This is a genomic window from Bradyrhizobium sp. WBOS07 (assembly GCF_024585165.1).
GTDB classification, from domain to species: Bacteria; Pseudomonadota; Alphaproteobacteria; order Rhizobiales; family Xanthobacteraceae; genus Bradyrhizobium; species Bradyrhizobium japonicum_B.
This window is the reverse complement of record NZ_CP029008.1, coordinates 4,383,084-4,397,205: the sequence shown is the minus strand read 5'-3', so window position 1 is coordinate 4,397,205 and position 14,122 is coordinate 4,383,084. Positions and strand designations below refer to the sequence as shown.

Below are 14,122 nucleotides of genomic sequence, written 5' to 3'. Positions count from 1 at the left end.
GTGCCAAAGACAAAGTCAGGGCAAACCATGGCGAACCAAGGGCAGAGCGCCGATCGTGGCCTCGAGGGGCTGACTGCCGCCGCCAAGAATGCTGCCAATGCCGAAGGCGGCAAGAAGGGCCTGCCGCCGGTGCACCTGTGGAATCCGCCGTTTTGCGGCGATCTCGACATCCGAATCGCCTCCGATGGTACTTGGTTCTACTTGGGCACGCCAATCGGGCGTCCCGCCTTGGTGCGGCTGTTCTCGACCATCCTCAAGCGCGAGGGCGACAAGCATTTCCTGGTCACACCGGTGGAGAAGGTCGGCATCCGCGTCGACGATGCGCCGTTCATGGCGGTCGAGATGCAGAAGGACGATGAGAGCGGCCATCGCGTGCTGCGCTTCCGCACCAATGTCGACGACTGGGTCAGCTGCGATGCCGCGCACCGGCTGCGCTTCGAGCAGGCGGCGGACGGCGGGCTGACGCCTTACCTGCATGTCCGAGCCGATCTCTGGGCCAAGGTCACGAGGGCGCTCTATTACGATCTGGTTGACATGGGCGAGGAGCGGATGGTCGATGGCCAGCCGATGTTCGGCGTCGAATCATCAGGCGAATTCTTCGCCATGGCCGATGCGGAGCAGGTGAGGGCCGCGCTTTGACCAAGCCTATCCTGAAGAGCGACCAGGTTGCGCTCGGCGCTGCGGATTTCTTCGCGCGCTCGAAGGCGAGGCTCGGCTTCGACGTGCCGGCCGGCCTCTACGATCCCAACATCATTCCCGCCTCGGGCGATCCCGGCACCGACAAGATGCTGGAGATCATCGCACGCGAGCAGCCGGTGCGCCCTGCGGCGGTGCTGATCGCCGTGGTCGATCATCCCGAGCCGACCATTCTGCTGACGCAGCGCGCGGCGCATCTCAACGACCATGCCGGCCAGGTCGCCTTTCCCGGCGGCAAGATCGACGCGACCGATTCCTCGCCACTGGACGCGGCGCTGCGCGAGGCCGAGGAGGAGGTCGGGCTGTCCAGGGATTTCGTCGAGCCGCTCGGCTATCTCGATCTCTACGGCACCGCGTTCGGCTTCCGGATCCTGCCGACGGTGGCCAAGGTCCGGCCGGGCTTCTCGCTCACCATCAACCATTCCGAGGTTGATGACGCCTTCGAGGTGCCGCTATCCTTTCTGATGAACCCGGTGAACCATCAGGTGCACAGCAAGGAATTCCGCGGCATGGAGCGGTCCTATTACGCGATGCCGTTCGCGGAGCGCTACATCTGGGGGGCGACGGCGGGAATGCTGCGTGTGCTGTATGAGCGGATCTATTCGTCATGATCCGGACGGTTCTGACCGAGATCGGAATCTTCCTCATCCCGTTTGCCGTCTATGCGCTGTTCCTGGCCGCGAGCCGCTCCGGTGTGTTCGCGCGTTCGTCCTGGCCGGTCACCATCGTCGCGCGCCTCACCCTGGTCGCGCTTGCGCTCGTCATCGCGGGCTTGATCGGCCTTGCGGAGTTCTCCGGCGCGCCGCCGGACTCGACCTACGTTCCCGCCCATATCGAGAACGGTCGGCTGGTGCCGGGCGTGGAAAAATAGGGGCAGCACGATGAGCGCGGAGCCTTTACTCGCGCCGGTCCTTGCCGATGCGCCCTGGCTGATCTCGGGCGGGACCGCGCGCGTCCTGCAATTGCTCAATGCCGACGGCGAGGAGGCGCGCGTGGTTGGCGGCGCGGTGCGCAACGCGCTGCTCGGCCTCAAACCTGGCGACATCGACATCGCGACCACAGCGCGGCCCGAGGAGGTGATGCGACGTGCCAAGGCCGCCGGAATCAAGGGCGTGCCGACCGGCATCGATCACGGCACCGTCACGCTGGTCATCGACAGCCATCCCTATGAAGTCACGACGCTGCGCGAGGACACCGAAACTTTCGGCCGCAAGGCCAAGGTCGCGTTCGGCCGCGACTGGGTGAAGGACGCCGAGCGGCGCGACTTCACCATGAACGGTCTGTCGGCCGACGCAAAGGGCGTCGTCTACGATTATGTCGGCGGCATCGCGGATGCCAAAGCGCGCCGCGTCCGCTTCATCGGCGATCCCGACCAGCGCATCGCCGAGGACTATCTGCGCATCCTGCGCTTCTTCCGCATCCACGCCGCTTTCGGCGCGGGCGATCCCGACCGCGACGGCTGTCTCGCCTGCATCCGCGGCCGCGCCGGCCTTGCCAGCCTCTCGGCCGAGCGGGTGCGGATGGAGATGCTGAAGCTCCTGGTGGCATCGGGCGCGGCCGCGGCCGCGCTGGCGATGGCCGAGGGCGGCCTACTGCAGACGCTGGTCGGCGGCGTCGTCTACACCGGACCGCTGGCGACGATGATCGCGGTCGAGCGCGAGCTCGGCCTCGCCGCCGGCAGCACGCGGCGCCTCGCCGCGCTGACCGTCGCCGTGACCGAGGATGCCAAGCGCGTCGCCGCGCGCCTGCGGCTGTCCAATGCCGAGACCAAGGCGCTGGATTCGATGGGACACCGCTGGTGGCGCCTCGCCACCAAGGACGAGGCCAATGCGCGGCGGCTGCTCTACCGGCTCGGTGCCGAGCGCTATCACGATCGCGTGTTGCTGGGCTGGGCGCGGAGCGGCGGCGATGTCGCCTCGACGCGCTGGCGCGCGCTCGCCGAGCTGCCGCAGCGCTGGACGGCGCCAAAATTTCCGCTGAAGGCCGCCGACTTCATCGCCCGCGGACTGCCTGAAGGACCCGCGCTCGGACACGTGTTGACGCTCGCCGAGGACGCTTGGCTCGCGGCGGATTTTCCCCTGGAGCAAGCCGCACTCGCTGCCATCGCCGATCAAGCTGCGGCCCGCATCAGCCGCGATGAGAGAACGTGACCATCGTCTCGGGCTTCGCCGACATCTCGATTTTCCAGCTGCTGCTGGTCGCGGTGATGGCGTTGTTTGCTTCGATCGTGGGCGGTCTCGCCGGCTACGGCACCGGCGCCTTGATGCCGCTGGTGCTGGTGCCGCTGGTCGGCGCCGAGCCCGTGGTGCCGATCATCGCGATCTCCGCCATCTTCACCAATTGCAGCCGTGCGGTCGCTTACCTGCGCTACGTCGACCGCCGCCGCGCAGCTATCGTGCTCGCCTGCGCGGCGCTGACCACCGCGCTCGGCGCCTACGGCTATACGCGGCTGACCAATGCGGGCGCGGCACTCGTGATCGGGGCCATGCTGATCCTGAGCGTGCCGTTGCGCCGCGTGCTCCGCCGCCGCAGCGTGCGGATCGGCGACGGCGGCCTTGCCGCCGGCTCGGTCGGCTACGGCGTCCTGGTCGGTGGCACCTCCGGCTCCGGTGTGATCCTGCTCTCGCTGCTGATGGCCGCCGGCCTGGAGGGCGCCGCCGTGATCGCAACCGATGCGATGATCTCGCTCGGCACCGGCCTGATCAAGATCTCGGTGTTCGGCCTCGCCGGCGCCGTCACCGCACAGGTGCTCGCCTTCGCGCTCCTGATCGGCGTGATCGCGATTCCTGGCGCCTTCCTGGCAAAGGCCTTCGTCGAACGGATGCCGCTGCACATCCACACCGCGATCCTCGATGTCGCTGTCATCACAGGCGGACTGGTGATGATCTCGGCGGCGGCGAGGCAACTGGTCGCGTAGAGGGATGGGCCCGATTGGGCATGCGCAACGTGCCCGCGATCCAGGCTCGTTCTCATGAACGTCGGCTGCTGAGCCAACCGGAAGGCGCCGGCTCAACGGTCTGCGGCAGCTTTGACCCGAACAGATCTCAGATCATCGAGCCCGAGGTCGCGGATCGGATTTCAATGCGGATGCAGTGCCGCCGAACCCTTCTTGGATCGTACGATGTAGGCCGTGCGCAGTCGGAGAAGCGGCTTCTCGAAGAATTCGTATGACAGCCCCGCCACAGGTGCGAAGGCTGCGAAAAGCAAGGTCGCAGCTGGGAGCGCCCACCAAAAGTTGGCGTCTTGGCCACCATGGTCTTTGACGAGGAATATTGCGACTTCGCGCAGGAAAAAATGCAGGAGATAGATCGAATATGACCACTCTCCGACTTTGCGAAGGCAGAGATCAAGCTTCGGGGGAACGCTAATCCCTGAATTGTCGTACCAGGCGATGAAACTGCCGAAGGCGACGGCCTGGATCGACGGAATGACTATCCACAATGCCGAGGGAGAGGGATAGGCCCCATCGAGGTAGAAGAAGCCGCCCTCGGCGTCGAAGATTTGCCAGAAGATCAGGAACAGCAGCCCACACGTGAAAGCCATGAAGCGACGTGCCTTCTCGCCCAGGCCAGCCGTTGCGAAGAACATGCCCATCAGAAACTGATCGATCGCCCCGACGATGGTCCAATACGCCACGAGCTGGACCTCTCCGTATTTTGCCCAGAGGAGCGCACGCAGGCAGAGGCTGAGACAGATGCCGATGAGCAGCGCATGAGGACCAAAGCGGTTGCTGAGCGCGAGCAGGTACGGGAACAGCAGGTAGAAGTGAAACTCGATCGTGATCGACCAGGCTCCGTTCGGCAACGTCGGCAACAAGACTCCGCGCCAGATCTGACTAAAGTCAATTGGAGGCCCAATGTGAAGCTTGCCAAGAAGATACCAGGCGGCCAGAGACGCGGCGAGCAAGGGTACCAATCTTACGGCTCGACTCCAGAGAAACGCGGGATAGTTGATCGCCTGCCCGTTCACCAGCTTGGCGAACAGGTAGCCACTCAGCGTCATGAAGAGCCCAACGCCGACGTGCCCCTCATCCAGCAGCGCGAAAGGAAATGGCGGCACGGCGGAGAACGGCACCGGGAATTGATTAGTCAGATGGGTGAAGTGCCACACGAAAACGAGGTAGGCCGCCAGAGCTCTGATGTGATCGAGGCGAGAAAAATATAAGCCATTGCTGGATTTCATGAGATCACGAACGATGCTCGGTCTAAATCGATCAGATAAGCCGACTAGCTGCTCGAAGCTTCCGCAACGCTAGGCGTTCCTGCTTTCTTGATGGCGTTGCGATTTCATCCTGAATCAACCTAGAGGAGCAATCATTTCCAGTTTCATAATGAGCGGTTGTTCCATAGGTGATTTCTCTTGGAAGAATTGTTTGGTTAGCAAAGCTTTAGTGGAACTGTTGATCGTTGAATGGGGCCGGAAGCATGGACGCGAGTTCGCATCGGGCGCCTTCGTGGTCCTCACGTTGTCGAATGTAGCCGTGGGGATGCGTTGACCGCGTGGTTGCCCGGGGGCATCAGTTGCAGCTCCTCGTGCGGATTAAAGCTTGCGCCGGTCGCAAGCCGTTCGCGGGATCTCGGCGGCCAGCATCGGCTCAACCAAAACACATTCCGCTTTGGGCTGTCCGCGCAGCTGTTGGGCCCATGCCGACAAGACCCGGGGTTCGTTTGCCTATCGGCTGCCATGGGTCAAGCGGACCTGATCGCGTATCGGCATCATCGACGCCCAAACCAAACGTTCCGACCAGAACAAATCGGACAACTCGCCGTCGAACGCGCCAGCGGCAAAGTACCAGACTTCAGAATGAATGGTTGTGCGATCAGGTTAATGCACGCTTAGCCTTAATCGAGCTACGGTAATCCGTTGCGTTGCTGCCTGACGGTGCGCAACCTACTTCCATCCGCTCCAATCCAAGTTGGCGGACCTGCGAGAATCAGAGATGAGAATCAAGCTCGCCATTGCAGCATTCGTAGTCCTCGGTGTCGCTGGTCTCGGCAATGCTTACGTGCGTAGCCATCCGCCGTTCACCTCTCAATTTGTGCAGACCTGCGAAAAGGCGATTCAAGAGCGGCTGGCGGATCCTTCCACCTATCAACGGATCGACCTGGAAGACTCCAGAAGAACGATCGCGTGGGACGAATTTTTCGCCGAGCCGGAACGGGCCGTACCCGAGTCAACCAGAAGATTCATGATGCAATCAGCGCGCCACCCGCCCGTTCAGTACGTGGCGCTCATCGCCTACCAGGCTCGAGATTCCGTCGGCGCCATCATGCGAGAAAGAGCATCATGTACGTTCAACTCGCTCACTGGCGACGATGCGCCGACTCGTACGTCTTGGGTGAAGATCGATGGCGAACGTAATCTGGAATGGGCCGCCAGGCAGCCCAACGCCGCAACGCTCCACCGGCGCTTGGTGAAAAATCTATGATGCGGCGGGTCGGCTATTGGCCCCTCGCGACATCAAGCCATGTCCGCTGTTGCCCCGCGATTGGCAGATCAGCAGGCGCTGTTGCCGAGCAGGCCGGCCTGACCGGGATGCGGTCTTGAGCGCGCCTAGTCTTCGTCCTCTTCCTCGTCTTCATCCTCATCCTCTTCCACCTGCACCAGTACTGCCAATGGCAGCGTCTCGCGGAACAGCTCGCCTTCCATGCCCATCCAAAGGCAGAGCACGTCGCTCTCCTTCACCTCCGCAACCGTCAGCGGCTGGCCGCCGGATTTGAGCATCACCACATCGCCGGCTTTCAAGTCCATGGAGTGTTCCTTTCGCGTGATCGACCCGGAAGGGAAGCTAGCAGGCGGTCATGACGGGCCGATCACGCAGACCGGTCGTGCCGAGAGAATCCGGCGGTGGGTCCGGCGTGGTGCACAAGATCCTGCTGCCGCACTGAGCCTCTGGGCATCCGCCTCTTGATCGTGCGACGTCATACCCCTGTTTTGACTGACGCTTCAAAGGCGTTTCGCAAAATCCGCAAGTCCTTGATTTTGCAGGGGCCGTCTACTGTGCATGGGGTTGTTTTTCGACTTTTTATCGGACGGCCTGCTCAGGACCGATCCGGCACCAATTCGCTCAGCGAGCGGATGATGCGGTCGGGCTTGACGGTCGAGCCTTCCGGCAGGCCGTCGCCGTGCACGTCGATCCAGATCGAATAGATGCCGAGCCGCTGCGGCGTCACGACTTCCCATTCCAGATTGTCGCCGATCATCCAGGTGTCCTCAGGCGTGACGCCGAGCGCCTCCATCGCGTGCAGATAGGCGCGCTCCTCGGGCTTGCCGAAACCGTGCTCGCCCTCGATCTGGATGTGGTCGAAGCGATGCGCCAGCTCGAACCGCTCGACCTTGGCGCGCTGCATGTCGGCGGCGCCGTTCGTCACCAGCGCGAGCTTGACGCCCCGTGCCCTGAACGCGTCGATCGCATCATGCGCACCGGGGAAGACGAAGATCGCTTCCTCGCGGAAGGTGGTGAAGCGGTCGGCGATGCGGTCGGCGAGATCATCGGGCAGGGCGCGATGGCCGTCGGCGGCGAGCGCGGCGAAGCCGCCGCGCACCGTGAGCCGCCGCGCCTCGCCGAGCTTCATCCGCCAGATCGGCTCCGCGGTCGACCAGAACTGCCTGGCATAGGCCAGCACCGCGGTCGCGACCTGCGGCGGCGGCAGCGGCGCAAGCTCCTCGGCAAACTCGTTCGCGATCGTATTCCAGGCGATCTCGGGCCGGCCATAGGCCGACAGGATGGTGTCGTCCATGTCGATCAGCATGGCGCGGGGGAGCGGCTTCGAAACGGTCACGGCCATTTCACCTCCGGCGGCATCGACGACAGGATCGAATCGACATTGCCGCCGGTCTTGAGCCCGAAGATGGTGCCGCGATCATAGAGCAGGTTGAACTCGACGTAGCGGCCGCGCCGGATCAATTGCTCCTCGCGGTCGGCGGCGGTCCAGGCGCTGGCGAAATTGCGTCTGACGATCTCGGGGTAGATCTTCAGGAAAGCGCGGCCGACGTCCTTGGTGAAGGCGAGGTCGGCCTCCCAATCGCCGCTGTCGTGCCAGTCGTAGAAGATGCCGCCGATGCCGCGCGGCTCCTTGCGGTGCGGCAGGTAGAAATACTCGTCGCACCATGTCTTGTACTTGTCGTAATCGGCAACGCCGCTGTTCTGCGCGCAGGCCTCCTTCATCGCGGCGTGGAAGGCGATGGTGTCGGCATCGTCCTGCGTGCGCCGGCGGTCGAGCACCGGGGTGAGATCGGCGCCGCCCCCGAACCAGGCTTTCGTGGTGACGACGAAGCGCGTGTTCATGTGCACGGCGGGCACGTTCGGATTGCGCATATGCGCGATCAGCGAGATGCCGGAGGCCCAGAACTTCGGGTCGTCCGCCGCGCCGGGAATCTGGGCGCGAAATTCAGGGGCGAACTCGCCGTGCACGGTCGAGCAATGTACGCCGACCTTCTCGAACAGCCGGCCGTGCATCATCGACATCACCCCGCCGCCGCCGGGCGCGCCGGTATGGTCGGCGCGCTGCCAGGGCGTGCGCTTGAAGCGGCCGGCTTCGCCCGGATAGAGATCTTGCGGGGCGTCGTCCTCGAGCCGCTCGAAGCTCGCGCAGATGTCGTCGCGCAAGGCCTCGAACCAAGTGCGGGCACGGGCCTTGCGGTCTTCGATCGTCGAATTGTCCATCTTCATTCCCGGTCGCTTACCACGCGGAGTGTGCCGTAGGGTGGGCAAAGGCGCCGTGCGCCGTGCCCACGTCTTTTTATCGTCGTCCTCAATGGTGGGCACGCTTCGCTTTGCCCACCCTACGAGATCTGTCCCTATCTGATGCCGAGCGATTTATGCGTCTGCACGCTGAGCCGCCATTGCGGGTGGCGCAGGCAATAGTCGATCGCGCGCGTGGTGTTCTCGATCACCTCGGGGCCGTCCATCGGCTGCAGCGAGAAGCGCTCGAAGGCAAGGTGCTCGAACGTCTCTGGCGCGGCAAGGGCCTGCGGGTAGACGAGTTTCAGCTCGTGGCCCCGGCGCAGCACCAGCTCGCTGCCGCCCTTGGGGCTGACGCAGATCCAGTCGAGGCCATCGGGCGCTTCGACGGTGCCGTTGGTCTCGACGCCGATCTCGAAGCCGCGGGCGTGCAGCGCCTCGATCAGCGCGGCGTCGACCTGGAGCAGCGGCTCGCCGCCGGTCAGCACCACGTAGCGGTCGGCTTCGGCGGCCCGCCATTGCGCGGCGATGGTGTCGGCGAGCTCGGCCGCCGAGCCATAGCGGCCGCCGAGCGTGCCGTCGGTCCCGACGAAATCCGTGTCGCAGAACTTGCAAATGGCTTCGATGCGGTCCGCCTCGCGCCCGCTCCAGAGGTTGCAGCCGGCAAAGCGGCAGAACACGGAGGCGCGTCCGGCATGGGCGCCTTCGCCTTGCAGGGTCAGGAAGATTTCCTTGACCGCGTAACTCAATCGTCTCTCCTTTGGCCTTCAGACTTGCGGATTCCGGACCTGCCGCAGCGCCTCGCCGGCGGCCATCGCCGCGCTCATGGCGACATTGAGCGACCGCAGCCCGGCCCGGATCGGGATCACCAGCCGCGCATCCGCGGCCTCGACCACCGCCTCGGTCACTCCGGCGCTCTCGCGCCCGAATAGCAGGATGTCCGACGTCTGGTAACGGAAATCGCGATAATCGGTGGCGGCCTTGGTGGTGAACAGCAGCAGGCGGTGGCCGTGGGCGGCGCGCCAGTCCTCGAACTTCGGCCAGGAATCGTGCCGGACGATGCTGACATGGCCGAGGTAGTCCATTCCCGCCCGGCGGAACGCGCGGTCGGAGACCGGGAACCCCGCCGGTTCGATGATATGGGCGTCCAGCCCGAGGCAGGCGCAGAGCCTGAGAATCGTGCCGGTGTTCTGGGGAATGTCGGGTTGGAAAAGCGCTATCTGCATCGGGAATGGCGGGCTGGTTGCGGGATGGAAATGTCTCAATAAAACATCGCCTGCCCGGGAATTCGTGCATGGCACGCCCCCGCGCCGATAGCGGGCTTGCGCTCGCCCGGCAAGGGTGCCAATAGAACGATTCTGGACTGCTGTTTCGCCTGTTTAGAGGCGAATAAGCGAAGTTCTGCCGCCGCGGGGGGCCGCGGGCGCCGGCAGCCTTTCCGGGGACCTCATGGGCGCCCCCTGGAGCGGTTCCACCGGTTGCACAAGAAGAAAGGGTTGGAATCGTGACGACAGCGTCTTCGGCGGACCATCCGACACGCCGTGATTTCTTATTCGTTGCAACCGGGGCAGCTGCAGCAGTAGGGGGCGCGGCCGCGCTCTGGCCCTTCATCTCGCAGATGAATCCTGACGCCTCGACCATCGCCGCCGGTGCGCCGATCGAGGTCGATCTCAGCCCGATCGCCGAGGGCCAGGACATCAAGGTGTTCTGGCGCGGCAAGCCGATCTACATCAGCCACCGCACCAAGAAGCAGATCGAGGAGGCGCGCGCCGTCAACGTGGCGAGCCTGCCCGATCCGCAGACCGACGAGGCTCGGGTCAAGTCCGGTCACGATCAGTGGCTGGTCGTGATCGGCATCTGCACCCATCTCGGCTGCATCCCGATCGCTCATGAAGGCAGCTACGACGGGTTCTTCTGCCCCTGTCATGGTTCGGTGTACGATACGTCCGGCCGCATCCGCCAGGGCCCTGCGCCCTCGAACCTGCCAGTGCCGCCGTACCAGTTCGTTTCCGACACCAAAATCCAGATCGGCTGAGCTTCGGACCTTCGTCCGAAGCTTCGCGCCGTCTCGTCGTATTATTTCCTCAGGATCGCATCATGAGCGGACCATCCGACTACCAGCCGAGCAATCCGGCCCTGCAATGGATCGAGCGGCGCCTGCCGATCTTCGGCCTCATGCACTCCTCGTTCGTCGCCTATCCCACCCCGCGTAACCTGAACTATTGGTGGACCTTCGGCGCCATCCTCTCCTTCATGCTGGGGATGCAGATCCTGACCGGCGTGATCCTGGCGATGCATTACACGCCGAATGCCGATCTCGCCTTCAAGTCGGTCGAGCTGATCGTCCGCGACGTGAACTACGGCTGGCTGCTGCGCAACATGCACGCGGTCGGCGCCTCGATGTTCTTCGTCGCCGTCTACGTCCACATGTTCCGCGGCCTTTATTACGGGTCGTACAAGGAACCGCGCGAGGTGTTGTGGATCCTCGGCGTCATCATCTACCTCCTGATGATGGCCACGGGCTTCATGGGCTACGTGCTGCCCTGGGGCCAGATGAGCTTCTGGGGCGCCACCGTCATCACCAACCTGTTCTCCGCCATTCCCTATGTCGGCGAGAGCATCGTGACGTTGCTGTGGGGCGGCTATGCGGTCGGCAACCCGACGCTGAACCGCTTCTTCTCGCTGCACTATCTGCTGCCGTTCGTGATCGCGGGCGTCGTCGTGCTGCACGTCTGGGCGCTGCACGTCGCCGGCCAGAACAATCCTGATGGCGTTGAGCCGAAGACGGAAAAGGACACGGTGCCGTTCACGCCGCATGCCACCATCAAGGACATGTTCGGCGTCGCCTGCTTCCTGCTGCTCTACGCCTGGTTCATCTTCTACATGCCGAACTATCTCGGTGACGCCGACAACTACATTCCGGCGAACCCGGGCGTGACGCCGCCGCACATCGTGCCGGAATGGTATTACCTGCCGTTCTACGCGATCCTGCGCTCGATTCCGGACAAGCTCGCTGGCGTCGTTGCGATGTTCGGGGCGATCATCATCCTGTGCTTCCTGCCCTGGCTGGACGCCGCGAAGACGAAGTCGTCGAAGTATCGCCCGCTGGCCAAGCAGTTCTTCTGGATCTTCGTCGTTGTCTGCATCCTGCTCGGCTATCTCGGCGCGCAGCCGCCGGAGGGCATCTACGTCATTGCCGGCCGGATCCTGACTTTCTGCTACTTCGCCTACTTCCTGATCGTGCTGCCGCTGCTCTCGCGGATCGAGAAGCCGCGGCCGGTGCCGAACTCGATCTCGGATGCGGTGCTGGCCAAGACCGGCAGCCGATCGACACCGATGGTGTCGACCGCGATCGTGCTGGCGCTCGCCGGCTCGTTGTTCGCGGGCTCGATCGACAGCGCGAAAGCGTCCGAAGGCGGCGACAAGCCTCCGGGCAACAAATGGTCCTTCGCTGGGCCTTTCGGTACGTTCGATCGCGGCGCCCTGCAGCGCGGCCTGAAGGTCTACAAGGAGGTCTGCGCCAGCTGCCACGGCCTGTCTTACGTCGCCTTCCGCAACCTCGCCGAGCCCGGCGGGCCCGGCTATTCCGTGGCGCAGGCGTCGGCGTTTGCAGCCGAGTACAAGGTCAAGGACGGTCCGAACGATGCGGGTGACATGTTCGAGCGGGCGGGCCGGCCGGCGGACTATTTCCCCTCGCCATTCCCGAACGAGCAGGCTGCGCGTGCGGCGAACGGTGGTGCGGCACCGCCCGACCTGTCCCTGATCACCAAGGCGCGCTCTTACAAGCGTGGCTTCCCCTGGTTCATTTTCGACGTCTTCACCCAGTACCAGGAGCAGGGGCCTGACTATGTCACCGCGGTGCTCCAGGGCTATGAGGACAAGGCGCCTGAGGGCGTGACCATCCCGGAGGGGTCCTACTACAACAAGTACTTCCCGGGCCACGCCATCAAGATGCCGAAGCCGCTCAGCGACGGCCAGGTGACCTATGACGACGGATCGCCGACGACGGTCGCGCAATATTCCAAGGACGTCACCACCTTCCTGATGTGGACCGCCGAGCCGCATATGGAGGCGCGCAAGCGCCTCGGCTTCCAGGTCTTCGTGTTCCTGATTCTGTTCGCGGGCCTGATGTACTTCACCAAGAAGAAGGTCTGGGCCAGCTCGCACTGAGGCCGCGCCTGACGAGACAAGACATGAGAAAGCCCCCGCAAGGGGGCTTTTTTGTTGCTCTCGTGTCCCGGACGCGCGAAGCGCGAGCCGGGACCCAGGATGCTTCCGGCTGGGCCCCAGGAACAGCAGCGCATCACGCCGCAAGGGGCGGCGCGCCGCGCAGCATCCGGGGCACGAGAGTTTGTTTGCGCGGTGATTGCGTCCTCTGCGCTCACCCGCCAAAATACCGTCAACCGCTCCCTCAGAAACTCACCGGAGGACACCATGGGAACCGCCATCACCTTCAAGCGGCCGGACGGCAAGGACGCCTCGGGCTATCTCGCCAATGCCGCGCGCGGCAACGCGCCGGGCGTGGTCGTGATCCAGGAATGGTGGGGACTGTCGGATCAGATCAAAGGCCTGTGCGACCGCTTTGCGTTGGCCGGCTTCGATGCGCTGGCGCCCGATCTCTACAAGGGCAAGGTGGTGCCGTATCACGACACGGACAGCGCCAACAAGGAGATGAACTCGCTCGACTTCATGGATGCCACCACGCAGACGGTACGCGGCGCCGCGCAATATTTGTCGCGCAACGGCGCCAAGGTCGGGCTGACCGGCTTCTGCCTCGGCGGGGCCGTGACCATCATCGGCGCGACCAGGATTCCGGAGCTCGCGGCCGGCGTCGTGTTCTACGGCATCCCGCCGGAGCAGGCCGCCAAGCCCGCCGACGTCAAGATTCCGCTCCAGGCCCATTTCGCCAACAAGGACGATTGGTGCACGCCGGAGCTGGTCAACGGCTTCGAAAAGGCGATGAAGGCCGCCGGCAAGTCGCTCGAGCTGTTCCGCTATGACGCCGAGCATGCCTTCGTCAACGAGCAGCGCCAGGCCGTGCACGACCGCGAAGCCGCCGAGCTCGCCTGGGGCAGGGCGACGGAGTTTTTCCGCAAGCATCTGGGGTGAGACGTATGGCGACGTCGTCTCTCACCCGCCGCGTGCGCGGCCTGATCGTTGGGGCCGTGGCCGCCATTGCCTGCATCGTTGCGTTGACGACGGCCCAGGCGGCGGCAGAGCAGGCCTTTGTCACGCTGAACGGCAACCTCAAGGCAGAGGCCTGGTGGGTCATCGCGGAATTCCACCCGTTCACGACCGAAGTTCGCGGCATCCCCGCGAACCAGATCCGCAAGAGCTGGTGCAAGGCGACCGAATTCCGCAAGGACCTGATTCCCAAGGAGCTGCTGGTCGAGAATGGCGCTGATGTGATGAAGGACGCCGGCATGTCCTTTGCCGTCGAGGGGCGCTTCGACAGCGCCGCCACGAGGCAGATCGCCGTGGTCGGTGTGTTTCAGGAGTGTGCCGGCCCAAAGGGCAGGTTCATGCTGATCCTCGATCAGCCGGACGGCGAGAAGCCTAAGGTGCGCTTTGTCGACGCCGTACGTACCAACCGCCAGTTCGCGGCTCTTTCGAAGGATAAGCGTGGCAAGCTCGTCCTTTGGGGGTGCATGGAATGCGACGGCTATTCTGTCCTCAAATGGGATCGGAAGAAGAGCAGGTTCGGCTGGGAGCCTGACCCTCTCGAGCAATAGTCCGAAGCCG

The 14,122-nt window shown here is 64.1% G+C and carries 16 protein-coding genes; 10 read left to right on the top strand and 6 right to left on the bottom strand.

The window, feature by feature from the left end; translation table 11 throughout:
* Positions 1 to 27 precede the first annotated feature (27 nt).
* Genes DCM79_RS21010 through DCM79_RS20990 form a run of 5 tightly spaced genes read left to right on the top strand, consistent with a single transcriptional unit; the run spans position 28 to position 3,613 of the window.
* Positions 28 to 639: a DUF1285 domain-containing protein gene (locus tag DCM79_RS21010; RefSeq protein ID WP_257176155.1), complete on the top strand. Its 612-nt coding sequence runs from the start codon at positions 28 to 30 to the stop codon at positions 637 to 639.
* Complete coding sequence (locus DCM79_RS21005) at positions 636 to 1,307, top strand: CoA pyrophosphatase (protein WP_257176154.1); 672 nt, start codon at positions 636 to 638, stop codon at positions 1,305 to 1,307. Before DCM79_RS21010 ends, DCM79_RS21005 begins: the two co-directional genes overlap by 4 nt.
* Positions 1,304 to 1,567, top strand: a complete 264-nt coding sequence (locus tag DCM79_RS21000; protein WP_028134844.1) for a DUF6111 family protein — start codon at positions 1,304 to 1,306, stop codon at positions 1,565 to 1,567. Before DCM79_RS21005 ends, DCM79_RS21000 begins: the two co-directional genes overlap by 4 nt.
* A 10-nt stretch (positions 1,568 to 1,577) precedes the next feature.
* Positions 1,578 to 2,846 (top strand): CCA tRNA nucleotidyltransferase, encoded by a 1,269-nt coding sequence (locus tag DCM79_RS20995; protein ID WP_257176153.1) that lies wholly within the window; start codon positions 1,578 to 1,580, stop codon positions 2,844 to 2,846.
* Positions 2,843 to 3,613, top strand: coding sequence for a sulfite exporter TauE/SafE family protein (locus DCM79_RS20990; protein ID WP_257176152.1), 771 nt, complete (start codon positions 2,843 to 2,845; stop codon positions 3,611 to 3,613). Before DCM79_RS20995 ends, DCM79_RS20990 begins: the two co-directional genes overlap by 4 nt.
* Positions 3,614 to 3,774: 161 nt before the next feature.
* Here DCM79_RS20990 and DCM79_RS20985 read toward each other — a convergent pair whose 3' ends face one another.
* Positions 3,775 to 4,878 carry an acyltransferase gene (locus DCM79_RS20985; protein ID WP_257176151.1) on the bottom strand — a complete coding sequence of 368 codons (1,104 nt, stop codon included), beginning with the start codon at positions 4,876 to 4,878 and terminating at the stop codon, positions 3,775 to 3,777.
* Positions 4,879 to 5,635: 757 nt separating this feature from the next.
* Here DCM79_RS20985 and DCM79_RS20980 point away from each other — a divergent pair.
* Positions 5,636 to 6,124 carry a hypothetical protein gene (locus DCM79_RS20980; protein WP_257176150.1) on the top strand — a complete coding sequence of 163 codons (489 nt, stop codon included), beginning with the start codon at positions 5,636 to 5,638 and terminating at the stop codon, positions 6,122 to 6,124.
* A 125-nt stretch (positions 6,125 to 6,249) separates the two neighbouring features.
* Here the strand turns inward: DCM79_RS20980 and DCM79_RS20975 are convergent, their stop codons facing one another.
* The 5 genes from DCM79_RS20975 to DCM79_RS20955 form a co-directional block, all read right to left on the bottom strand.
* On the bottom strand, positions 6,250 to 6,447 hold the full coding sequence (locus tag DCM79_RS20975) for a DUF2158 domain-containing protein (RefSeq protein ID WP_257176149.1): 198 nt from the start codon (positions 6,445 to 6,447) through the stop codon (positions 6,250 to 6,252).
* A 290-nt stretch (positions 6,448 to 6,737) separates the two neighbouring features.
* Positions 6,738 to 7,484: an HAD family hydrolase gene (locus DCM79_RS20970; protein WP_257176148.1), complete on the bottom strand. Its 747-nt coding sequence runs from the start codon at positions 7,482 to 7,484 to the stop codon at positions 6,738 to 6,740.
* On the bottom strand, positions 7,475 to 8,362 hold the full coding sequence (hemF, locus tag DCM79_RS20965; RefSeq protein WP_257180805.1) for an oxygen-dependent coproporphyrinogen oxidase: 888 nt from the start codon (positions 8,360 to 8,362) through the stop codon (positions 7,475 to 7,477). The genes DCM79_RS20970 and hemF overlap by 10 nt, the downstream gene beginning before the upstream one ends.
* Before the next feature lie 134 nt (positions 8,363 to 8,496).
* The gene (gene queE / locus DCM79_RS20960; protein WP_257176147.1) at positions 8,497 to 9,129 is read right to left on the bottom strand and encodes a 7-carboxy-7-deazaguanine synthase; all 633 of its coding nucleotides are present in this window, start codon (positions 9,127 to 9,129) and stop codon (positions 8,497 to 8,499) included.
* 18 nt (positions 9,130 to 9,147) lie between these two features.
* Positions 9,148 to 9,606, bottom strand: a complete 459-nt coding sequence (locus DCM79_RS20955) for a tRNA (cytidine(34)-2'-O)-methyltransferase (RefSeq protein ID WP_257176146.1) — start codon at positions 9,604 to 9,606, stop codon at positions 9,148 to 9,150.
* Positions 9,607 to 9,884: 278 nt separating this feature from the next.
* Here DCM79_RS20955 and petA point away from each other — a divergent pair, with 278 nt between their 5' ends.
* The 4 genes from petA to DCM79_RS20935 all read left to right on the top strand — a co-directional run bounded on the left by petA (position 9,885) and on the right by DCM79_RS20935 (position 14,112).
* Positions 9,885 to 10,415 carry a ubiquinol-cytochrome c reductase iron-sulfur subunit gene (gene petA / locus DCM79_RS20950; protein ID WP_028134854.1) on the top strand — a complete coding sequence of 177 codons (531 nt, stop codon included), beginning with the start codon at positions 9,885 to 9,887 and terminating at the stop codon, positions 10,413 to 10,415.
* Positions 10,416 to 10,477: 62 nt separating this feature from the next.
* Positions 10,478 to 12,550, top strand: a complete 2,073-nt coding sequence (gene fbcH / locus DCM79_RS20945; RefSeq protein ID WP_257176145.1) for a cytochrome b/c1 — start codon at positions 10,478 to 10,480, stop codon at positions 12,548 to 12,550.
* A 264-nt stretch (positions 12,551 to 12,814) separates the two neighbouring features.
* Positions 12,815 to 13,489 carry a dienelactone hydrolase family protein gene (locus tag DCM79_RS20940; protein WP_257176144.1) on the top strand — a complete coding sequence of 225 codons (675 nt, stop codon included), beginning with the start codon at positions 12,815 to 12,817 and terminating at the stop codon, positions 13,487 to 13,489.
* Between the two features lie 56 nt (positions 13,490 to 13,545).
* Positions 13,546 to 14,112, top strand: a complete 567-nt coding sequence (locus DCM79_RS20935) for a hypothetical protein (RefSeq protein WP_257176143.1) — start codon at positions 13,546 to 13,548, stop codon at positions 14,110 to 14,112.
* The last annotated feature ends 10 nt before the right edge of the window (positions 14,113 to 14,122 follow it).